This window comes from Arthrobacter sp. D5-1, assembly GCF_017357425.1.
In the GTDB taxonomy this organism is placed as follows: Bacteria; Actinomycetota; Actinomycetes; order Actinomycetales; family Micrococcaceae; genus Arthrobacter.
In genome coordinates this window covers 935,959-957,299 of sequence record NZ_CP014571.1, presented here as the reverse complement: position 1 = coordinate 957,299, position 21,341 = coordinate 935,959, and the positions used below count along the sequence as shown (strand labels likewise).

Annotated in this window: 19 protein-coding genes and 1 tRNA gene; 7 read left to right on the top strand and 13 right to left on the bottom strand. The window is 62.3% G+C overall.

Features of this window, described 5'->3' with window-relative positions:
• Positions 1-48: 48 nt before the first annotated feature.
• From AYX22_RS04500 to upp, 3 genes are read right to left on the bottom strand one after another with little or no spacing between them, the layout of a single operon-like run.
• Positions 49-717 (bottom strand): HAD-IA family hydrolase, encoded by a 669-nt coding sequence (locus AYX22_RS04500; RefSeq protein ID WP_207596289.1) that lies wholly within the window; start codon positions 715-717, stop codon positions 49-51.
• 45 nt (positions 718-762) lie between these two features.
• Positions 763-1,140 carry a glyoxalase superfamily protein gene (locus AYX22_RS04495; RefSeq protein ID WP_089593728.1) on the bottom strand — a complete coding sequence of 126 codons (378 nt, stop codon included), beginning with the start codon at positions 1,138-1,140 and terminating at the stop codon, positions 763-765.
• Between the two features lie 47 nt (positions 1,141-1,187).
• On the bottom strand, positions 1,188-1,823 hold the full coding sequence (gene upp, locus AYX22_RS04490) for a uracil phosphoribosyltransferase (protein WP_090825061.1): 636 nt from the start codon (positions 1,821-1,823) through the stop codon (positions 1,188-1,190).
• Positions 1,824-1,845: 22 nt separating this feature from the next.
• Between upp and AYX22_RS04485 the strand changes: the two genes are divergently transcribed.
• The 3 genes from AYX22_RS04485 to AYX22_RS04475 all read left to right on the top strand — a co-directional run bounded on the left by AYX22_RS04485 (position 1,846) and on the right by AYX22_RS04475 (position 3,228).
• Positions 1,846-2,379 carry a nucleoside deaminase gene (locus AYX22_RS04485; protein ID WP_207596288.1) on the top strand — a complete coding sequence of 178 codons (534 nt, stop codon included), beginning with the start codon at positions 1,846-1,848 and terminating at the stop codon, positions 2,377-2,379.
• 23 nt (positions 2,380-2,402) lie between these two features.
• Positions 2,403-2,783, top strand: a complete 381-nt coding sequence (locus AYX22_RS04480) for a VOC family protein (protein ID WP_207596287.1) — start codon at positions 2,403-2,405, stop codon at positions 2,781-2,783.
• A gap of 196 nt (positions 2,784-2,979) precedes the next feature.
• On the top strand, positions 2,980-3,228 hold the full coding sequence (locus AYX22_RS04475) for a hypothetical protein (RefSeq protein WP_207596286.1): 249 nt from the start codon (positions 2,980-2,982) through the stop codon (positions 3,226-3,228).
• Here the strand turns inward: AYX22_RS04475 and AYX22_RS04470 are convergent.
• The 3 genes from AYX22_RS04470 to AYX22_RS04460 are packed head-to-tail and all read right to left on the bottom strand — an operon-like array spanning position 3,206 to position 5,632.
• On the bottom strand, positions 3,206-4,216 hold the full coding sequence (locus AYX22_RS04470) for a glycosyltransferase family 4 protein (protein ID WP_242703526.1): 1,011 nt from the start codon (positions 4,214-4,216) through the stop codon (positions 3,206-3,208). The genes AYX22_RS04475 and AYX22_RS04470 overlap by 23 nt on opposite strands.
• On the bottom strand, positions 4,217-4,615 hold the full coding sequence (locus AYX22_RS04465) for a 6-carboxytetrahydropterin synthase (RefSeq protein WP_026547653.1): 399 nt from the start codon (positions 4,613-4,615) through the stop codon (positions 4,217-4,219).
• 3 nt (positions 4,616-4,618) lie between these two features.
• Entirely contained in the window at positions 4,619-5,632 is a 1,014-nt protein-coding gene (locus AYX22_RS04460) for a zinc-binding alcohol dehydrogenase (RefSeq protein ID WP_207596285.1), read from the bottom strand.
• Positions 5,633-5,770: 138 nt separating this feature from the next.
• Between AYX22_RS04460 and AYX22_RS04455 the strand changes: the two genes are divergently transcribed.
• The 4 genes from AYX22_RS04455 to AYX22_RS04440 all read left to right on the top strand — a co-directional run bounded on the left by AYX22_RS04455 (position 5,771) and on the right by AYX22_RS04440 (position 9,152).
• Positions 5,771-5,860, top strand: a tRNA-Ser gene (locus tag AYX22_RS04455).
• A gap of 152 nt (positions 5,861-6,012) precedes the next feature.
• Positions 6,013-6,276: a hypothetical protein gene (locus AYX22_RS04450; RefSeq protein WP_207596284.1), complete on the top strand. Its 264-nt coding sequence runs from the start codon at positions 6,013-6,015 to the stop codon at positions 6,274-6,276.
• Between the two features lie 222 nt (positions 6,277-6,498).
• On the top strand, positions 6,499-8,529 hold the full coding sequence (locus tag AYX22_RS04445) for an alpha/beta hydrolase (RefSeq protein WP_207596283.1): 2,031 nt from the start codon (positions 6,499-6,501) through the stop codon (positions 8,527-8,529).
• A 23-nt stretch (positions 8,530-8,552) separates the two neighbouring features.
• Positions 8,553-9,152: a hypothetical protein gene (locus tag AYX22_RS04440; RefSeq protein WP_207596282.1), complete on the top strand. Its 600-nt coding sequence runs from the start codon at positions 8,553-8,555 to the stop codon at positions 9,150-9,152.
• Positions 9,153-9,927: 775 nt separating this feature from the next.
• On the opposite strand, the gene AYX22_RS04435 is transcribed toward AYX22_RS04440, so the two are convergent.
• From AYX22_RS04435 to AYX22_RS04405, 7 genes are all read right to left on the bottom strand, one after another.
• On the bottom strand, positions 9,928-10,779 hold the full coding sequence (locus AYX22_RS04435; RefSeq protein ID WP_242703525.1) for a hypothetical protein: 852 nt from the start codon (positions 10,777-10,779) through the stop codon (positions 9,928-9,930).
• A 362-nt stretch (positions 10,780-11,141) separates the two neighbouring features.
• A complete protein-coding gene (locus tag AYX22_RS23975; RefSeq protein ID WP_232481627.1) occupies positions 11,142-11,276 on the bottom strand; it encodes a TM2 domain-containing protein in 135 nt (44 codons plus the stop codon).
• A gap of 203 nt (positions 11,277-11,479) precedes the next feature.
• Positions 11,480-11,884 carry a hypothetical protein gene (locus tag AYX22_RS04425; protein ID WP_157731599.1) on the bottom strand — a complete coding sequence of 135 codons (405 nt, stop codon included), beginning with the start codon at positions 11,882-11,884 and terminating at the stop codon, positions 11,480-11,482.
• Between the two features lie 684 nt (positions 11,885-12,568).
• A complete protein-coding gene (locus tag AYX22_RS04420) occupies positions 12,569-14,314 on the bottom strand; it encodes an RHS repeat-associated core domain-containing protein (RefSeq protein ID WP_207596281.1) in 1,746 nt (581 codons plus the stop codon).
• Positions 14,315-14,669: 355 nt separating this feature from the next.
• Entirely contained in the window at positions 14,670-15,086 is a 417-nt protein-coding gene (locus AYX22_RS04415) for a hypothetical protein (RefSeq protein ID WP_207596280.1), read from the bottom strand.
• 15 nt (positions 15,087-15,101) lie between these two features.
• Positions 15,102-20,699: a DUF6531 domain-containing protein gene (locus tag AYX22_RS04410; RefSeq protein WP_207596279.1), complete on the bottom strand. Its 5,598-nt coding sequence runs from the start codon at positions 20,697-20,699 to the stop codon at positions 15,102-15,104.
• Positions 20,700-20,869: 170 nt separating this feature from the next.
• Positions 20,870-21,151, bottom strand: a complete 282-nt coding sequence (locus tag AYX22_RS04405) for a hypothetical protein (protein WP_026547649.1) — start codon at positions 21,149-21,151, stop codon at positions 20,870-20,872.
• Positions 21,152-21,341: the final 190 nt, after the last annotated feature.

Genomic DNA, 21,341 nt, shown 5'->3' with positions numbered 1-21,341 from the left:
ACAGCCTACGCCCGGTTTATCGCTTGGAACAGTCCTAACCCGGCGGTACTAAAGGGTCAGCGTGAGGAGGTGCCCGCCGTCGTCGTCCTTTACCGAAATGACCGTCACGTCCGAGTAGTCCGGGATGCGCCACATGCCATCTTCAAGATGACCGGCGTCGCCTACTACCACGGTCCGCATCCCGGCTGCGCGCGCCGCAGCGATACCGGCTGGCGCATCTTCGAAGACCACGACGTCGGCCGGGTCGACTCCCAGCAGGGTGGCCGCCTTGAGGTAGCCCTCCGGGTGCGGCTTGCCGAGGGTTACGGCCTCCGAGGTAACGGTGGTGGTTGGCATGGAAAGCCCGGCAGCCTTCATGCGGATGCCCGCGAGGATATGGTCGGCTGACGTGACCAGGGCGATCGCTTCATCCGGCAAGGCACTCAACAGCGCTTCGGCGCCCGGCAGTGCAATCACGCCGTCTGTCCGCGTGCGCTCCATGGCGTCCAACTCAGCAGTCAGAGCCACGACGTCGGCACCCGCCGGAGCATAACGGCGCACCGTATCGCCGGAACGGACACCGTGGGAGGTCCGGAGAATCTCCTCGATGTCCAAGCCGTAGCGGCCAGCGAACTCAGACCACACCTGCTCCACGATGGCCGTGGAATCGACGAGTGTGCCGTCCATGTCGAAGAGGACGGCGCGGACGGTCAGCACGGGTGCGGCAGGATGGCTCATGGTTCCATCCTGCCGCACGCTCATGGGGTGGTGCTGAAGTGTGACTTAACCGTTCGGCCGCTGCGGAAGGTATTGCACCGCCCACTGGTTGCCGTCAGGGTCAGCGAAGTAAACGAAGTGACCCCAGTCCTGGACGTCGACGTCGCTGACCTCCACGCCGTTGGCCTTGAGGTGTTCGTGGGCCTTGTTGATGTCCGCCACCACCACTTGCAGGTTGGGCGCAGAACCCGGAGGGGCGTCGGTGAGACCTTCACCGATGGCGATGGAACACGCCGAACCCGGAGGTGTCAGTTGCACGAAGCGGATGCCGTCCATGGGACGCTCATCGAAATCGGCGTTGAAACCAACCTTGTTGACGTAGAAGTCCTTCGCGCGATCGACGTCGGAGACAGGGACAAATACCAGTTCAAGTTTCCAGTCCATGCGCCACAGGCTAACGGGGCACGGCGGAAACCGGTAGGGGTCTACCTTTAGCCGGCCACGCCGTAGAGGCGGTCGCCGGCGTCACCCAAACCGGGCACGATGTACGACTTCTCGTTGAGCTTCTCGTCAATCGATGCGAGGACAACCTTCACATTGGCGTCCGCGAGTTCCTCTTCCAGCTTCGCCAGGCCTTCAGGGGCAGCCAGGAGGCAGATGCACGTGACGTCAGAGGCGCCGCGCTTGAAGAGGAACTTGATGGCTTCGCGCAGGGTGCCGCCGGTAGCAAGCATGGGGTCCAGGACAAAGATCTGGCGGCCGGTGAGGTCCTCGGGGAGGCGCTCGGCGTAGGTGATGATGTCCAGGGTTTCTTCGTCGCGGGCCATGCCCAGGAAGCCAACCTCAGCGGTGGGGACCAGTTTGGTCATGCCCTCGAGCATGCCAAGGCCTGCACGCAGGATGGGAACCACCAGCGGCGTGGGCTTGGTGAAAGCCGTGCCGATGGTCTTGGTGACAGGGGTCTCGATCTCGACTGGCTGCGTCTTGACCTCGCGGGTGGCCTCATAGGCCAGGAGGGTGACGAGTTCTTCAGTGAGCTGCCGGAAGACCGGTGAAGGGGTGTTCTTATCCCGCAGAACGGTGAGCTTGTGAGCGACCAGCGGGTGGTCCACGACGAGTGTGCGCATCCCCCAAAACTATCATTGAGACATGAGCGCCACCGAGCCGTATCACGCAGACCATATGGCCTGGATGGGTCTTGCCCTGGACGAGGCCCGGTTGGCGCTGAAAACGGACGACGTACCGATCGGCGCCGTGGTGTTGGGGCCCGACGGCGGCGTGCTGGGTTCCGGACGCAACGAACGGGAAGCGCACGGGGACCCGACGGCCCACGCGGAGGTGGTTGCGATCCGCCAAGCGGCTGCTTCGCTGCGCCAGCGCGCGGCGGAGGCGAGCTCGGACGGTGACGGTTGGCGGCTTGAGGACTGCACGCTGGTGGTCACGTTGGAGCCATGTGCCATGTGCGCCGGGGCTATTGTCCTGGCCCGGATTCCGCGCGTCGTGTTTGGCGCGTGGGACGAGAAGGCGGGAGCGGTGGGATCCGTGTTCGATATTCTCCGCGAGCGTCGTCTCAATCATTGGGTGGAGGTCTACGCCGGTGTGCGGGAGGAAGAATGCGCGGCCCTGCTGAAGGAGTTCTTCGCCTCTCATCGCGTGCCCGGCGGGAGTAACTACCCGGCCTGATCCTCTTCTTTGCAGGAGTAGAAATGCCAGTCTCTTTCAACCACACCATCGTCTACGCAACGGATAAGCACGCCTCAGCCGACTTTCTGGCGCGCATCTTCGGCCTTCCGAAGCCGCAACCCATGTGGTCCTTCGTCACGGTGTTGTTGGACAATGGCGTCACGTTGGACTTCCTGGAGGCGTCCGGGGAGATAGCGCCCCAGCACTACGCCTTCCTGGTCAGCGAAGAGGAGTTTGACCAAATCTTCCTCCGGATCACTGCCGAACACATTCCTTATTGGGCCGACCCTTCCCGTGCTCGTGCACAACAGATCAACCACAACGACGGCGGCCGCGGCATCTACTTTTCCGATCCGGACGGGCACTTCCTTGAGGCGATTACCCGCCCGTACGGATCGGGCTGAGCTGGCCGTTTTGCCCGCGCGGCCGACAGGTGATCTTAGACTGACACATGCTCGAAAAGTCGTGGGGAGCTTTTTGTCTTGCTGCTGTGGTGGTCGCAGGAACTATGACGGCATGCGGACAACAGGCATGCGATTCGATGCTTCGGCGCACTGACGTGAGTATCGATTTTCCCGGCTTGGCGCGCCGTGGGAAACCTTGGAGTACACCGTCAACTGTCCGGGGCAGGAATCGTGCGTCTACACACCGGGCAGCAACACCAAGCGCTACGCCGCTGTGGCCGACAACCCGCTCTGGATCGTCGGCGGGACCAAGACCTTGGAAGTGACGGTGTACCTCACGGGTTCCTCCACACCACTGGCAAAGTCGACGGCCGACCTGAAGTGGGATCCCCCGTTCGATCCCTCCGCCTGCTCGACTAGTGCTACAGCAAACTTTGTGGTTTAGTCCCCAGCGCGCTGAGGACAGTGGCTGCCGTGGTGTCCCAGCCTTGTAGATGCTGGCGGGCTTGGAGGGCGTTGTTGCGCCAGCGCTGCTGCAGGGTGGGGTTGGTGAGCCAGACGCGGAGTGTCATTGTCAGGTTGTTGGGGTCGCTGAGGTCCAGCGCTGCGCCCGCTCCTGTGCCACCGAGCGCTTCGACTGCCCCGGTCCCCTGCCGGACAATCACCGGGACGCCATGGGCCAACGATTCCGTGACCACCATGCCGAAGGATTCTGATCGGGAAAGAAGGACGCTGAGGTCAGCTTTGTGCCACTCCTCATCGAAGGCGTTGCCGGTCAGCTCGCCGGTAACGCTGATGCGGTTGTGGAGCCCGTAATGCTCGACGGCGGCCCTCACCTCAGCTGCGTACATCGGGTCTGCGTCCTCCGAGCCTATGAGGGCGACCGTCCACGGCAGATCCGTTATCTGGCTGAGGGCCTCTACCAAGAGTGTTTGGCTCTTGTTGGGCAGCAGTGCGGCCACGGCTACGATGTGCCGTGGCTGCGACCCCTTGGCGGGGTCTGCTTTGTCGGCCCCGGGCGTGGCGATGACTATATCCTGCGTCCCGTGCTTCGTCTCAAGCTCATCAGCGGCGTGGGCACTCGGGCAGATGATCCCCGTCGCGGCAGCCAGCGCCTTGGCCTCAAGGTCATGGTGATCCGCCAACGCCATATGGGACAGGATCCACACACTGGTTCCTTTACCCACGGCGCCTGCGATCTCGTCCGGCGACCCACTCGCTACCAGCCCATCGGCAATCACCGTTGCGCCGCCGTCGAGCATGTCACCGAACCGCTGCCGGTCCGCCGGGCTCCCAACCGGCCAATCGCCGTCGACGATTACAGTCTCGACGTCCGCGCCCAAGGCGGTCAGATGCTCGGCGAGCTTGGCGTTGTACTTGTTCCCGCCGGAGCCGTGCCGGACGTTCCCCGGGACCATGAAGCGGATGTGCACTTACTTGACCGGAAGCTCCAGCGAGTAGCCGGCCCAGGCGTCAGGGTTTTCGCGGAGGACGACGTCGATGCCACTGAGCGCCGGTCCGTCGGCGGTGTCCTGGATCCGGGTGGCCATAGCGTCGGCAATGTGCTTGGCGAGAGCCTCAGTGGTGGAGAGCTTTCCCTTGAACGCCGGGTGCTCATCCAGGTTCTTGTAGTTCAAGTCTTCCAGGATTTCCTCCAGGATGCCGCCCGCGGCGCCAATGTCCAGGACGATCGCGTCGTCGTTGAGATCCGGACGGCGGAAACTGACCTCGGCCACAAACGTTGCACCATGGAGGCCCTGGGCCGGGCCGAACGCTTCGCGGGGAAGGCTGTGGGCGATCATGAAGTGGCGTCGGACGGTCAGGCTGAACATGTACTAATCCTCCGGGGTGGGATAGGCGACCACGTGGCAGAAACCGCCGGGCCGTTCGAACAATTTAACGAGTGTGGTGGGCAGGTTCTGGAACTGGCATTCGCTGCTCAGGAACGTGTCGAACAGCGGGTCTTTGAGCTGGTTTACCGCTTCCTGCAGGCGCTGGGCGTTGGTTCGCCGGTGCCTTCGTGGAAGGGCAACGGCGCCGACTTGGCTGGAACGGATGTTCAGCCTGCGGGCGTGGAAGTCCTCGCCGAGCGGGAGTGTGACTTCCTTGTCCGCGAACCAGGAGAGCTCGATGACGTCCGAGTCGTCGCCGGCCAATTGCAGGCTCAGCTTAAGGCCCTCGTTGGACGCGGAGCAGTGGAAGACGATGTCGTTATCGGCTTGTGCGTTCTCGGGGAGGGCGAAATCGATGCCGAGTGTTTGCGCGAGTTTTTGCTTCTCCGGGTCCGCATCCACCAACTGCAGGCGACCCAATGGATATTTCCGCAGGAGTGTGGCCAAGACCCCACCCACCAGGCCACCCCCGACGACGACGACTCGGTCACCCAGCCGCGGCCCGGCTTCCCAGAGGGCGTTGATGGCGACTTCGACGATGCCGGTTAGAACGGCGCGTTTGGCCGGGACGTCCTCGGGGATTGCCGTGAGCTGACTGGTGGGGATCACGTAAAAGTCCTGATGGGGATGCAGGCTGAAGACAGTTCTTCCTACCCACTCTTCCGGCCCTTGCTCGACCGTCCCCACACTCAGGTAGCCGTACTTCACAGGGCCCGGGAAGTCGCCCTCCTGGTGCGGGGCCTGCATGAGGTCAGCCACGCGCTCCGGGACGCGGCCTTCGTGGACCAGGCGCTCCGTGCCCCGGCTGACGCCTGAGTACAAGGTCCTGACGAGGGCTTCACCTTCCTGCCTTGCCGGCAGGGCTTCCTGCCGCAGCTCACCATCGCCCGTCTCAGTGACCCAGTAGGCGTGGGCTTCGTGCCCTTGTTTCCGTTCGTGTTCCTGCGAAATCGTCATGATGCTTACGAATCTATCGGTGCGGAGCGGCGGACGGAAGTTGGCGTGGATTGAAGGGTGTGCCACCTGCCTTTTGAGGTGGGTCCAGAGGGGCTCGTTTTGGGGAACGGGGCCAATCTCGGGTAGCCTATTTCAGTTGGTGACGTGTCCGAGCGGCCGAAGGTGCAACACTCGAAATGTTGTTTGGTGTAAAAGCCAACGTGGGTTCAAATCCCACCGTCACCGCCAATGAGAAAGGCCCTGCTTCCCTTTGTTTATGAGGGAGGCGGGGCCTTTCTTCATGTCCGGACTAGGCGGCTGCCCAAATTTTGCCCACACGCGACTGTGAAACTGCGTGATCTAGAGCGTCTGAAACTGAGTCTAGGTTGAAGGGATATGCCATGAGCAGGGAAGACGAAATTGTGTATTTGCGCCTCAAGATCGGCCAGTACACGTACGAGGTCACCAACCAAGATCGCAACCTTAATGAGTGGATGATCCGCAGAGTCTGGGATGAGGGTTCGGAAGAGATCGGCGTACTTGTAAAGGATGATGGACCGGATCCGAGTTACTTCACGAAGCCGCTTAATCGACCGGTCGATGGAACTATCATGTGGCACACCATGGAGGATGCAGTCAGGTTTGCTGCGAGGGGCTTCCGGTAGGACGCGCTTGTCCCCTTGAGTTGGCCTGACTTGAGCATGGAACGGATCTGCACCTCACTGGTTGCGAGTTCCTCCGCGACCTGCTCAATCGTCAGGAATTGGCGCTTATTCATTTCATCGGGCATTCATCCATTCTAAAGTCCTGCAGCTGTGGAGTCCTTTGGCCGGCTACATGGGTTATGCTAATCGTTGGATTTATTGTTCGCTTTATGGGGGACGGGCATGAGTTTTAACTTTGGTGACGGCGCGGACGTCGGGATTGTCTTTAATGATGGCGCTGCCGACGCTGTGATCAGTGCTGCTGATTCAGCGGATCAGGTTCTGCGTGGCGAGGGTGGGTTCCTGGACGGGACCATGGATCATGCTGTGGAGGACTTCAAAGGCGGATACGCGCAGCTATTCACCCAGGCTTGTGCCATCAGGGCTGATGACCGCGCCAGGCTTGCCGGGGTTCTCGCAGCGTTGGCGGAGGACGTCCGGCAAGCAAAGCTCAAAGCGCAGGAGGAGAAGTCTCGGCTAAAGAAACTCACCGCCTGGCGGCAACGCGCCGATATCCGTGAACAACACTTTCAGACTTTCCAGAGCGTGGCGAGCGATCCGATGCCCATGGAATGGCCGGTCGCTGCACCGACGATTTCAGCGGTGTTCTCGGCGAGGGACCGGGCCCGGTTCGCCGGCGGAGCGGGGGGCGCAACCAGCTCGGCTGATCCTGGAAAGCTGCGGGAATTTGTAGCCCAGTCCCGCGCCTCCTCGAACATCCTGGACGCGGAGCTGGGGAGAGTCCGGAGCGCGTGGAGCGGATTCACCGCATCGTGTTCCTGGGTGAACATGGGCATTGTCACAGTTGTGTCCGGTTTCGAGCAGCTTCTGATGCAGAACGCCGCTGACGCGGCTTGGCTTGAGCAGATCGCCGCGGCATTCGAAACAGCCGGCAGCGGTTCCATGGTTGACACCATGCTCAACAGCGCCCTCATACAGTACGCGCCAGCCGGGCAAGTCGGTTTGAATGACGTCGGGGCCCTGAACGCCGATCAATTGAAAGCCTGGCTCGCCGCCCCTGCGAACAAGGACCGGCTTCAGGGGCTCCTCAGCCAACCGGGGCTTGACCCCGTGGTGATAGCCAAGTGGTGGGCCGGTCTTGGCCAGACCGTCGCCGGCAGAACAATTAAACCCGGTGCTAGTCAGAAGCTCCTGATCGAAGCCCTCCCCGGGGTTATCGGGAACCTGAACGGAGTCACCGCCACTGCCCGGAATGAAGCCAACCGGATACGTCTCTTTACCGAGCAGGAGCGCATCAACGCCGAACTCGCCAGGACGCCGGAGTCCTTGTTCACCAGCACAGGGCGGTCCATTCAAAACCCGCACTGGATACAGCTGCAAACGCAGCAGAAAGCCCTTGACGGTATCGGTCAAGCCCTCGTCAACGCGGGAGCCTCAGGCGAAGCTGCCCTGCTCGGTTTCGACCTCACCCACGGCCCACCGAAGGCACAGGTCTCTGCGGGCAACCCCGATACGGCCGACAACGTTACCTACGCAGTGTCCGGCATGCTCATCACACCGCAAAGCGGCTTCAACGACTGGGCAACAAACGCCGCGAACCTCCAGAAGCGACAAAGCCGAAACGACCCGGGCAAGTCCTTTGCGGTGGTGGCATGGATCAACTACGAGCCTCCCACTGTTCCGACCGTGAACAGCGGCGATGCCGCCCGGGCCGGTGCCGACCGGTTCGTCGCAGACCTTCAGGGGTTCAACGCCGTCAGAGAGGGTTTGGGCAACAGGACCCCGGAAACCCTGAACGTACTGGCCCATTCCTACGGCACCACCGTGACGTCCAACGCTCTTGCTGCTGCGGATTTGCGCGTCGCCTCCTTCACGATGCTCGGCTCCGCCGGCATAGAAAAAGAGATCCGAAACACCGGAGACCTCCACGTCCCAGCCGGCCAGGTCTACGCCACCCACGCCGCAGGCGATGGACTGGCCCAAATGGGCCGCTTCCTGCGCCAGGATCCGCGCCTGGAATCCTTCGGCGCGAAAGTGTTCTCCTCAGAAGAGGCCACGATCGACGGGACCCAATATCACGGCACCACAGAACACAACACACTGGTACATGAAAATGGCGGCAACGGCTACGGGTATCTAAACAAGGACACCACCGCTCTGTACGAGGCGGCCCTGACAACAACCGGCAACGGAGACCGTATCCTGCCAGGCGCACGACCAGTATCGCCACCGGCCGGATTTGCGGGCCGGTGAACAACTCAGGAAGAGTGAACCGCATGCCCCATGAACCCAAGAACCGTCTAAAGGCGCGCCGCATAATTGTCGCGTTGTTTTGCGCGAGCATTGCACTGAGTGCCTGCACGCCCCCTACCCCGGAGAACACCATGACCGGCTCAAGCAATCCCAGCGACCCCGCAACCGTCAAAGCCCAGGTCGAAGAACTTAAACAGGCCCTCGCGGACCTCCACGCCTTCAAAACGGAAACCCAAAAAGCTATCGGACCCCAGAAGTGGAAGGACGAAGGTCTCCGAAACATGAGCTGCAGCACCAGCGACGGCAAAGACGGCGTGAACTACAGCGTCCTGAGCCAAACTATGGAGCCCCTCGATTTGGAAGCGTCTGTGGAGCTGGTCAAGGCGTTCTGGGAATCCAAGGGTTTCACTACGCAAACCGAACCACGGGATCCAGGGCTCATCGACCTCAACGCTGCCGGGAACGACGGACACCGAATCTCCTTCACCGCAAATGTAAAAGGCTCCAGTCTGGAGATGGACAGCGTCTGCGTTGCCGGGGACCAAACCGCAATCTACAAAGAGCTGTATCCCGAAAATTTCGGCCTCCCTGCCAACCCCAGCACCTCGTCGACCGCAAAGTAGAGCTGTTACAGCACGTTTCTCTCTGATCAGAGCCGATTCCGCGGTGCAGGTTCTCCGTTCCAAAAAGGCCGGTTTTCCGGGTGATGCCGTGAAGTATGCCGGTACGGAGGCGAGAACTTCGTCAAAACAACTGTAGTCTTAGCCCGAGAAATTCGTCTTGGGACTCACTACCGGTAAATATGAGATAAGCCTCGGCGGAAATACTCGGTGTGTTCCCGACCCGGAAAGAAATTCCGCTGGAAGATCGGCTGCACGGAAAGCTGACGGTCTGGCCAGGTGGGCCTCCTGGGTGTAATACCTTCGGAGTTGCCCGTCGCTTCGGGCCGCTATCGATTAGCGCGTGTACGGCTTCCAAGCGTCAAGAACGGTGATGAGCGGCCTGATTTCCCCGTTGGCCTGGGTAATTGCGGCATCGCAGGCTTCGCTTCGTTTGTCTTCGCAGGCGATCGGTGCAGGATTCTTGGCCCAGGACATCCAAGCTGGTAAGCGTCCGGGCGACCAGGCTTTGCAACTCAGCAGGCGGGGTAGGAAGCCTTCGGACCTGAACAGCCGCTTGCTTCGCAGTCAACGCCAGAGCGATCAAACCTTCCGTCGTAGGGCATTCGCGTATCCCAAGGGACGTGAGTGAAAACAAACACTGCAATACCTACACAAAGCAATGCGACAATCACGCAAAGTATGTCTATATATCTACAGGCTTTCCTTCCCAATCGCAGATCTTCATCCGTGAAATCATCCTTTGCCTCCGAATTCCCCTTTGCACCATTCTCATCATCTACCACAGTGGCGCCCCTGTTCCTTGCTTTACAACTTCATTGCCCACAAATTTCACGCTTTCAACGATAGCCCCGGCATGCGCTCCGCCGTAGGCTGCCATGCTGTGAGTCATCCAGCCTGGATTGGGACTCAGTTCCGCGGCCCCTGGGAAGCGTGTAAGCAGCCCCCCGCCCAGTCCGTCATAGACCATCTCCGCGGCTCCGTAGCCCTCACCACGAATCGCATGATCAACGGAGCCGCCAGCGAGTGATCCTCCCGCGCCGACACCGTATTGAACGAATGACGAGAACCGACCTGTCAGCGGTTGGGCTAAATAGCCCGCTTGGGAGCCAATGGCTCCGCTGACGATACCGCCACCTGCAGCTCCGAGGACGCCCTCGGGTTTCCACTCGTTCGGTGATCGCTGTACAAGGTACATGCCTGTGTTGCCTAGTCCCCCCGATATCCCATTCGTCAGTGCCGCCCGGCCCATCTGCTGGGCCGACAACTGCGACAAGTAACTCCCCGCACCGGCACTGACACGGGACACCCCCGCAGTGACCGCAGTCCCAACACGCGAACCCACAGCCGACACAGCAGATCCTGCCCTGGCCGCACCCGACGCAACCACGGAGCCCGCACGGCCCATCGCAGGAAGCAACTGCGTACTCACTGCCGTACCAGCCCGACCGAGCCCTGCCGTCACAACGCTGCTGACCTTCCCAGCCAACGGCCCTGCAACCACGCCAACGGCACCCGTCAAGGCCACCTGCCCCCAATTGACCGAACCGGTGGTTGCTTTCTGGATGATCGTGTCAGCACCCGCACCGATCAAGGCCAAACCAACCGGCCCACCAACACCGGTAGCCATCAACACACCACCAGCAATCACCATCGCACCACCAGCCAAATACTCCCAGTTGTCTCCGAGCCAGTCCCCGGTCGCTGCGAGGGCGCCCCGGGAGGAGCCGTCGTAGGCTTTCAGGTCAGCATCGGTCAGGGGACGCAGGCCGGTGGGGTCGGTGGTGTTGAGGGGGTTGTTTCCGGCGTAGGAGTAGGGGTTGCCGTCCCAGCCCGCGCCAAGGACGGGGGCGAGGGGGTCGGTGGAGAGGAATCCCCGGGTGACCGGGTCGTAAGCGCGCTTGCCGAGCCATTTGAGTCCGACGATGTCGATCCCGGCACCAGCGGTCAGGGCAATACCGGCCGGCTCCGGGTCCGGGCTCTGTGGTCGAATTACGACGGCGACACGAACCGTGCCGCTTTCACCGACGCGCCGGAGCTACTATCACCTAAATACGCCGCGTGCCGGGTCAGCAGTTTGGCGATACCCGTGCCAAATTTGCCGAAGTAGAAGCGGCCCACGCCCAAGTCACCGAGAAGGAGGGCCAATAGGCATGGAGTTAGAAATGACTGTCTGGACCACTGACATGGGAAATTTGCTGACTTCCGGTTGACTGCTAGCCTGCCGGGCCTTGCCAACCGAAGTCGGTTGGCGTCTTGGCGCGCACGTCAGGCGTGACGTTCACTCACAACCACCATCAACGATGACTACCGCGTTCTGTCGCGCTTGTTTATGTAAAATTGCCAGCCTCGCGCAGGATTGTTATGGCCAACATCACCTGAAAGGAAATGAGCACAAAGATTGTTGCTGGTCCGGAAATATAGCGCAGTTTGCGCGCTTTTTCACGAGGGCGATTCTCACTAAACACTCGTTCCGTTGCCCAAAATAGGAAAAGACCAACGACAGGTAGAGCAAGAGCAAAAGGTATTGGTATATGCTTCCCATAATAGATGATCCCGGTATCAATGGGAACATTCACAACGACAAATATCGAAACACCAAGGCAAATAATAAAGCCGACAATACAAATTACGTCTATATAGACGCATGTCTTTTTCGACTTCCAGGCAATTTCACTTACTAATTCCCGCTGCGGAACATCGCTCCTCAATTTGGGATCTACCGGATCATTCACCACGGCCCCTCCCAGCTCATTAAACGTCGATACCAACAAGCCTAAGACTTGCGTCCCCAGCTACTCCGGTCAAAGCACAGCTCACACCTCACAACGCGCCCAGCCCTACCAGGTGCAATCACTAGTGACCGCACAGCGGCAGGCCGCGTCCTGGTTGATGCCGGAAACCAGCACTCCACCGATGACGCCGTAGCTTGGCCAGAAACGTAGGGCCAAGCAGTGAGCTATTTCCCGAAAGCATGTCCTGTCCACCAGGACCATCATCCATTGCAACCTCCGTCCAGCCCCTTGTCCGAGCGCCCACCTATCGTCGTTCACCAGCAGTCAATGTCAGTCCAATCAATAATCCCAGAGGGCACCCCGTCCATAATGCGCCCCCAGTCAACGCAGCCACCGGAATGACATGGGAAAGCCCAGCGAAGGCTAAACTTCCTAAGACGATCGCGGCACCAAACGATAGCGCGGCGGCAATATTTGATTTCCAATATGTTACGCAACCAACAGCTATGGCACAGAGGATAAGAACAATAAAGTTAGCAACCCATACAGATATTCCGAACTCTTCCGTTCTGTTGACGCACAGGATCAGCATAAGAATTCCCGGAACCACAACCCCAGTCCAATAATACCACTCCGGAATGGCCCGACACTTAGGGTTTTATTACCTGATTCATTCTTCTTCATCTATTTTGGCCACATCTCATCCGTGTAAAAGTTTGCACCGGTTCCTATCCCTCCATTAGCAGCCTCAGTGAACACATTGCCCCAGTTGAAGTACTTTATCGGGGAAGGTGTATTTGGTCCGATAAGATCCCCGTAACCCTGCGGAATTTTGCCACGCAGCGATGCCAGAGTGGAAGACCCTGTACCCGCCATCACAGATGACACTCCGGACTTTAGCGGGTCGAAGGCTTCCCCGTTCACACCACTCTTCACCATTTCGCCTGCGAATCCAGCGCCGATATTGATGCCAAGGGTCGAACCATACTGGAGGCTCTTGGTGGCAGCATGGCCCGCTGCAGGGCCAAGGGCCCCGCTGATAACGTTTGTGGCGGCGCCTCCGGCAACGCTCCCTAACAGTCCTTGGGCCGTCCAAGGACCTCCTTTCTGAACGCGCTCGCGGAGGTAATCTATCGCCCCAACTACACTGCCTGACGCCCCGCTCCCGACCATGTCTTTCATCACACCTGCACCGAATCTCCGCGCGATGACGGCGGCATTTCCTGTCCCACGGGTCAGTGTCGAAGTCGCGTTTGAAGCCATGCTTCGCGCAGCCTGCTGTGCCACCACTTTCCCAACAATATGCGAAGCAGTTTTAGTAATGGCAACCCCGACTCCGCCGCCGATTATGCCGAGGCCGCCGGAGATGGCTGCTTGGCCCCAGTTGACTTGGCCGGTGGTTGCTTTTTGGATGACTACGTCGGCGCCGAAGCTCATCAGTCCCATGCCCGCGACTTGGCCGCCGGGGACGAACATCAGCACGGCCCCGCCGACCACAGCGGCCCCTCCGACGACGTATTCCCAGTTGTCTCCGAGCCAGTCGCCTGCTGCGGCGATGGCGCCGCGGGAGGAGCCGTCGTAGGCTTTCAGGTCGGCGTCGGTGAGCGGCCGCAGGCCGGTGGGGTCAGAAGTGTTGAGTGGGTTGTTCCCGGCGTAGGAGTAGGGGTTCCCGTCCCAGCCCGCGCCCAGGACAGGGGCGAGAGGGTCGGTGGAAAGGAAGCCCCGGGTAGCCGGGTCGTAGGCGCGTTTGCCGAGCCATTCGAGTCCGGCGATGTCGATCCCGCCACCAGCGGTCAGGGCGATACCGGCTGGCAACACACCACCGGCACCCAAACCCGCACCAGCACCGGCACCGGCACGGGCACCGGCCAGCCCGGCACCGATTGTTGTGGTGGTTCCGGGGGTGGGGTGCGGGGTGGTGGGAATGCCGAGGACGGCCCAGGGGTCGTACTGGTCGGTCGGGCGGGCGGCACGCCACCCGGGCGCGGTCCACGCTTCGCCGATGCCGGTGACCCCGCCGGGCAGGGACAACACCTGCGTGGTGTTGATCCCAGCCAAGGTCGGCACGGGTGCGGCGGTGTCCCACCACAACGGCGTCCCGTCCACGGTGGCAAGTTCCCCGAGCGCGTCGACGTGGAGCCGGTGCCGGGACACCTCGGCCCCGTCCCGATCCCTCTCGACCGTCCCGGCAAGGTAGCCGGCGGGGCCCCACGCGTATTCGGTCCAGGACCCCTCCGCCCCGATCACCCGCACCCTGCGGCCCAACCCGTCATACACAAACTCGGTGACCGCACCGTCAGGTTCCGTCACAGTTAGGAGCTGGCCTGCGGCGTCGTACTCAAACGTTCGGGCCCCGGTGGGGGTGGTTTCGCGGAGAAGCCGCCCACCGGCGTCGTACTCCCACCCCAACACCGACGCCGACGCCGACACGTTGTGGCTGTCGGTGGTGGCGGAGACCAGTTGCCCGGCAGTGGTCCGTGATGACCACCCGGCGACGGGTTGGGTCGCGTTCGATGGCGGCGATCAATGCACCGTCCACCGCGGTGGTCGCTTCCCGGCCCGCAGTGTCGTAGGTCCACGTGGTCGTGCGCCCGTCAGGATGCAGGCTGTTGCTTCTGGTTTCTTTTCTTATCACCCTAGACAGAGAAATCGAGCCGCTGGGCCCCCACGGAGACGTGAGCTAAGCTCCAGCGCTAGCAGCAAGCCAAAGCACTTCCTCAAATTTCAGTTGCTTCGGAAATTTTCTTGCCCAGCGCACAGCCAACAACTCCCCCCGCGGCCGAGGTCAGCGCACCAATCGATAGTCGTGAGCCGACGGAATGCCGCTCCTAAGGTCCTTCATGACAACACGAGAGAACCAGCCAATATCAAACTCATAATCTTTGCCAATTTCGAAAGAAGAAGAAATTTCCTGTTGATTTTCAAAAGTTATACCTTGCGATATGGAAATCGTTCCGCAGTTCGACGTTTCGACTAAAACGCCAGCGCTCGAGGCGGAGCCTCTGGAGCCCCCTGAATTCGTATTCGGCGATGCAGAAACTACCTTGCAACGAATGCTTTCAACTGCAATCGAATCCCAAGTGGGAATAAGCAGAACGAATAAACCAGCTACCAGGATAAGGACTCCCGTAAGCTTCCAGAACCGCTTAGATCTGCGGTTGGGGTTCTGCTGTTCTGAAGCATCGATATTGTTCTTCGACATCCATTTTCCTGTTCCTCACCAACCACTTGAACGACGTCCGCTCAGTGGGCCTGTTGCACCGTTGGCAAATCCTTGAACGGCTCCATTTACGAGGTCATCCGTGGTAGCAGTACCCGGCTGCAGCTCTGTGTTGACTGCACCCACAATTCCACCACCGATCCGATTGACCACCTGCTCAGTCACGACCGAACCCCAATTGTAGGGTGCGCCGCTGTGAGAGCCTCTGGAGATTGGGCCTGTCCAATTGGGCAAGCGCGCAGCCACGTCATCAGCCCATGCGGCTCCCGCCTTGCCGACAACCCAGGATCCCCCAGCGCCGGTCAAGAATCCGGTTCCGGCCGTGGCGAGGTACCCTCCGATCGTCTGATCTTCTTTATCGTCAAGGGCATAAGCCACGACGTTGCTACCCGACCCGCCCACACCGGCTGACAAGGTGCTCCGAACGGTCGTGCTTCCCAGCACTGTGTTTGCCCTCGTCACGAGAGACGACGTTGAGCCCATGGATGTCGCCACTCGAGTCGCGTTCGCAGCACGTGCCAGCAGACCGCCCGCGGCCCCGCCAAACCCACCCCCGACAGCGCCAATGGCGGCATCCTGCCATACCTTTCCCATGTCGACTTTTCCAGAAGAAGCCTTCTGCACGATCACTGAAGCTCCGCCCGATGTCAGCGCGCCCGCAGCCGCTCCGACGAGGGCCATTCCAACTGGTCCTCCAACACCGGTGAACATCAGCCCCACACCCACGGCGATCGCGGCCCCGGCAGCGACGTACTCCCAGTTGTCTTTCCACCAGTCCCCGGCTGCGGCGAACGCGCCGCGGGAGGAGCCGTCGTAGGCTTTCAGGTCAGCGTCGGTCAGGGGCCGCAAGCCAGTGGGGTCAGTGGTGTTCAGGGGGTTGTTCCCGGCGTAGGAATAGGTGTTCCCGTCCCAGCCCGCGCCCAGGACCGGAGCGAGCGGGTCGGTGGAGAGGAACCCCCGGGTGGCCGGGTCATAGGCGCGCCGGCCGAGCCATTCGAGCCCGGCGACGTCGATCCCGCCACCTGCCGTCAGCGCGATACCGGCAGGCAACACACTAGCCAACCCACCAGCGGAGCTTACTCCTGCACCTGCGTTGGTTGTTGTGGTGGGGTGTGGGGTGGTGGGGGTGCCGAGGACGGCCCAGGGGTCGTGTTGGTCGGTGGGGCGGGCGGTACGCCACCCGGGCGCGGTCCACGCGTCTCCGATGCCGGTGACCCCACCGGGCAAGGACAACACCTGGGTGGTGTTGGCACCGGCCAGGGTCGGCACGGGCGCGGCGGTGTCCCACCACAACGATGTCCCGTCCACGGTGGCAAGTTCACCGAGCGCGTCGACGTGGAGCCGGTGCCGGGACACCTCGGCCCCGTCCCGGTCCTTCTCGATGGTTCCGGTGAGGTAGCCGATGGGGCCCCAGGCATATTCGGTCCAGGACCCGTCCGCCCCGATCACCCTGACCCGTCGGCCCAACCCGTCATACACGTACTCGGTGACCGCACCGTCAGGTTCCGTCACAGTTAGGAGCTGGCCTGCGGCGTCGTACTCAAACGTTCGGGCCCCGGTGGGGGTGGTTTCGCGGAGAAGCCGCCCACCGGCGTCGTACTCCCACCCCAACACCTTCGCGGTGGTTCCTGTTTCTGTGGTGGTGGTGGTGGCGGAGGTCAGTTGCCCGGCGGTGTCGTACCCGTACCGGGTGGTGACCCCGCCCCGGGACAGGCCAGTGATCCTGCCGCCGTCCTCCCGGCCAATCAGGGTCACATCAGCTGTTCCTGGGTCATCGGTGGTGGTTCGGATGTGTTCTGCAAGGTCCCCGTCCCGGTAGACCCATTCCTGGGTGTAGTTCCCGGCGGTCGCCGAAACGATGCGCCCGGAGGGGTCGTGGGTGAAGGTGGCGTCCCCGAGCAACGGGTTCGAGACCTTCACAACCCGCCCGGCGGGGTCGCGGGTGTAGCGGGTGGTGGTCCCGGTGGGGTCGGTGAACCCGATCCGGTTCCCGTCACCGTCGTACTCCCACCCCAGCGCCTGCGTCCCGTTCCCGTTGGACTTTCGGGTGAGGAGGCCGCGGCGGTCAAAGCACAGTTCGTGCTCCACCGCATACCCCGCCCCACCCGTGTGGTCCGTGATGACCACCCGTCGGCCCGCCAGGTCGCGTTCGATGGCGGCAAGCAGTGTCCCGTCCACCGCGGTGGTCGCTTCCCGGCCGGCAGCGTCGTAGGTCCAGGTGGTCGTGCGCCCGTCAGGGTCCGTTTGCGACAACTGCCGGCCCGCCGGATCATACGTCGCCGTGGTGGCCCTGCCGAGCGGGTCCGTCACACTATCGACCTTGTCCGTGGCCGTATACGTCCGGGTGGTCACCCCACCCAAAGGGTCGGTGATCTTAGTGAGGCGGCCGCGGGTGTCGTACTCGAACCCGGTCCTGCCCCCCACCCCGTTCGTCGTGGACACTAACTCCCCGGCAAGGTTGTATTCAAAGCGGCGGGTCCCGTACCAGGAATCCTGGGAGAAGCTCAGCCGCCCGACCTTGTCATACCCGTACCGGGCCGTCCCCTCCCCCGGCGTATGCCTCGCGGTCAACCGCCCACAGGCGTCGTAGGCGAAGGTTTCGACCTCCCCGGTCGGCAGTCTCCTCGCGGTGAGGCGCTGGTCCGGGTTGTAGGACAGTTCCGTGACCGCCCCGACCGGGTCAACACTGCGGAAGGGTCGGCCGCAGTGGTCGTACTCGAACCGGGTCACCGCCCCGGTCGGGGAGGTGATCGAGGTGATCTTCCCCGCGGCATCGCGGCCCAGGACCGTCAACCCGCCCTCACCATCGACCAACTCGACAGGGTTCCCCGCCGCGTCATAGCTCACCAGCTCCGCGGACCCGTCGACAGATTCGATTTTCGTGGGGCGGCCGTACTCATCAAAACTATAGGTATTCGTGCTGAACGCATCGGTCAAGGACGCGGTGCCGCTGGTCCGGTCGGTGACCGCGCCGGTCCGGACCCCGGTCGGATCGATCACGGCGGTGAGGGCACCGACCGTGTCGTACTCCCGCACCCAGTCATGCCCGCCCGGGTCCGTGACCGAGACGAGCCGGGAGAGGTTGTCGTGGGTGAACCCCCACTTCGCCCCGTCCGGCAGCACCGCGGCGGTGAGGTTCCCGAGCTCATCAAACACCCGTTCCACGACCCGGCCGAGCGGGTCGGTGGTGCGGGCCAGTTCCCCGTTGGGGGCGTACTCGAACACGGTCCGGCCCCCATCGGGGGCGATCATTGCGGTGGTCCGGCCCGCAGTGTCGTGCTCGAACGCCCACACCGCCCCGTCCGGGTCCACCCGACGCACCAGTACCCCGGCATCGTCGTAACTGAACCGGGTCTCAGCCCCCGACGGGGTCAACGCCGTCACCGGACGACCCGCCCGGTCCCGCACGATCCTCGCAGTGTCACCGGCCGCGTTGGACGTTCCGATGAGGTCTCCGAACGTGTCGTACTCAAAACCGATCACCACCCCGGCAGGGTCGGTGACCTGGGTCAGGAGTCCGTCCCGCCACCGAAGCCCGGTCCGGCCGCCCAGCGGGTCCACGATCACGGACGGGTCCCGGGACAGGTCATCGGCGTACTCATAGGCCACGACGGCACCGGATGCGGTGACCAAGGTCCTCAGACGGTCGTGTTCGTCCCACCCGTAGGTCAGGTCCGCGCCTTCGGGGGTGACGGTGCGGATCTTCCGGCCGCGGGTGTCGTAACCGTGGACCGTGACCGCGCCGTCACGCTCAGTCAAAGACACCAAGTTCCCGTGTCCGTCATAGGACATGGACTGGCGCCGGTCCTCCGCGTCCAACACCCCCACCAGCCGGCCCTTGGAATCAGCGACCCAGGAATTGGACCGGGACCCGTCCTCATCGGAGACCACCGTGACCCGGCCCGGTAAATACGCGAACCTCGTCCGCCGCCCATGCTGTGTGACCTGCCAAACCACACGGCCGGCCTCGTCATAGCTGTTCTCGGCCTCCACCACACCCGCAGCAGAAACCACCGAGGCGATCAGACCCTGCTCGTTCCACCGATACACCCTCGTGCCGGCCTCCGTGCCCACCGTGACCAACCGGCCCGTGGCGTCGTAACCATACTCAACCCGCCGCCCATCCGATGAACGAACCACCGCGACAACACCACCGACGTAGTCGATCTCCACGAACCGGCCCCGGACATGCACCAACCGGTCAACCACCCCCGGCACGCCGCCATCGACCGAACTCTCCGCATCCGGCGCAGCCGGTGTGTGGCGGTGGGCGGAGATGGTCCGGCCGGACCCCGCCCCGGTCCCGAGCCACACCCCGGCGATCGTGTAAGCCCACCAACCGCCCTGGTTATCGGTCACGACCAACACCTCGGAGACACCTGTAGGGACCGAGGACAGCTCCGCCAACCACGGTGTGCCGGCATCTTCGCGGGTGAGCCAGTAATTCTCCCCGACCGCACGGGCCCAGCCTGCACCCTCGCGGGGGAAGTCCACCGCCCGGCCGTCAGCCAGCACCCAGCGGCAGCCCTCATCGGTCAGGACCAGGTGCTGGTCCAGGACCGAGGCCCACCCAGGACCAAACACCCCAACAGTGTCCAGGCCGGAACCGAGGGAGTTATACATCCGGGTGAGAACCAGGTCCGAGCTGGCCCCGGCGAACCCAAGATCTGTTTCGGGTTCAATGAAGTTACCCGTGGCCGTGTTCACCGGATCATTCGCATACCCGGACGAGGGCATCGCCCCGGCCGCGGTGGGCGGGTCAATGACCAGGCCCGTCCGGTTCGCCGAGACCCCGGCCGCGGCCAGTGCCTCGTTCACCGCCGCGTCCGAGAGGGTCGAGACCGCGCCCTCGCTGCCGGCGGCAGCGAACGCGTCCGCGACCACCACCGCCCACGCCGCGTCCGCCTCGTTCAACCGCAAATACTCCCGGAACGCCGTCACCACACCAGCGGCGTCGATCCGGCCCCACCCGCACCGGTCCGCGAACGAAGACAACTCCGACTCCAAGGACCCCGGCACCGACGCGATCCCGTCATCCAGGCCACGGGAACCCGCAGCGAAACTCCGCAACGACTCCGGACGGGCCGAGGACGTCCCGCCCCCGTACCCGCCACCCGGGCCCGGGGTCTCCCGCCGCCCCGACGCCGGAGACTCCGAAGGGAACGACGGCGCACTGCCGGGCTCCATATTCGGACGGGCCTCCTCACCCCAAAGGTTGTCCCAGCCCTCTTCGAGCCAGTTGCGGTTGTTATGCCGCCGCACCCACTCGTTGTTCTCCCGGCGCCGGTCATCCTCGTCCCGCGCCTCGGAAATCATGGTCCCCACATACCCGGCCACCGTCCGTAACGCCGCGGCCAGGGACTCCGCGTCCCGGGACGCCGTAGCCGCGTTCGCCGCGAACACCTCCGAAAAATGCCCCCGGAAATCCTCCCCCGCCGAGGTCACCAACGGCGTCCGCGAGCCCGAATGCTCCTGGACCCGCGACGCTGCGGACTCAAAAGCACCCTTCACCGACTCGGCAACCCCATACACAAACCGGCCACCATGGCCAGCATCGGAATCCGGCAACAACGGCATCTCAACGAACTCGGTCACAACCACAGCCCCCAACAGAACAAGAACGCGAACAAAACCCAACAACCCACAAAACCCGGCACCACAACCAACAAACCCGGCGCCACCAGACCACAGCGGAACGGCCGGGCAACCACACCGCACTAAAGCGGCACGATCACCCGGCCCCCACACTCACAGCAAAGAAGGAATCAGGCCCCGCCACCGGCAGAGAAAATATCCTGCGAAATCTTCTGCAACTGACCGCGCAACTGCTCCAGCTCTTCCTTGGCCTTATCCAACGCAGCCTTCGTCTCCGGCCACGTCGAACCACGGAACTCAGCAGCCAACGGCCCATCCCACACATTCGGATCCGACAACACACGACCCTGCGCATCCAACGCCGAAATCTGATCCGTAAACCCACCAGTAATAATCGACTGCACCTGACCAATAGCAGCCTTGGCTTGCTCAGTAGACAACACACGCGACATAGAACTTTCCTCCCAATAAGAACAATCGCAACACCCAAGCCAAAAAACCCAGGCAACCAAACACCCACAAACTACCAACACCACCGAATAAATCCAACAAACAGACAAACAAAGTTCGAAAAACATGATTCGTTCGTGAACTGCGGGCGGTGCCCCGCACGGTGGGATTAGTCCATTCGGGAGCGCAACC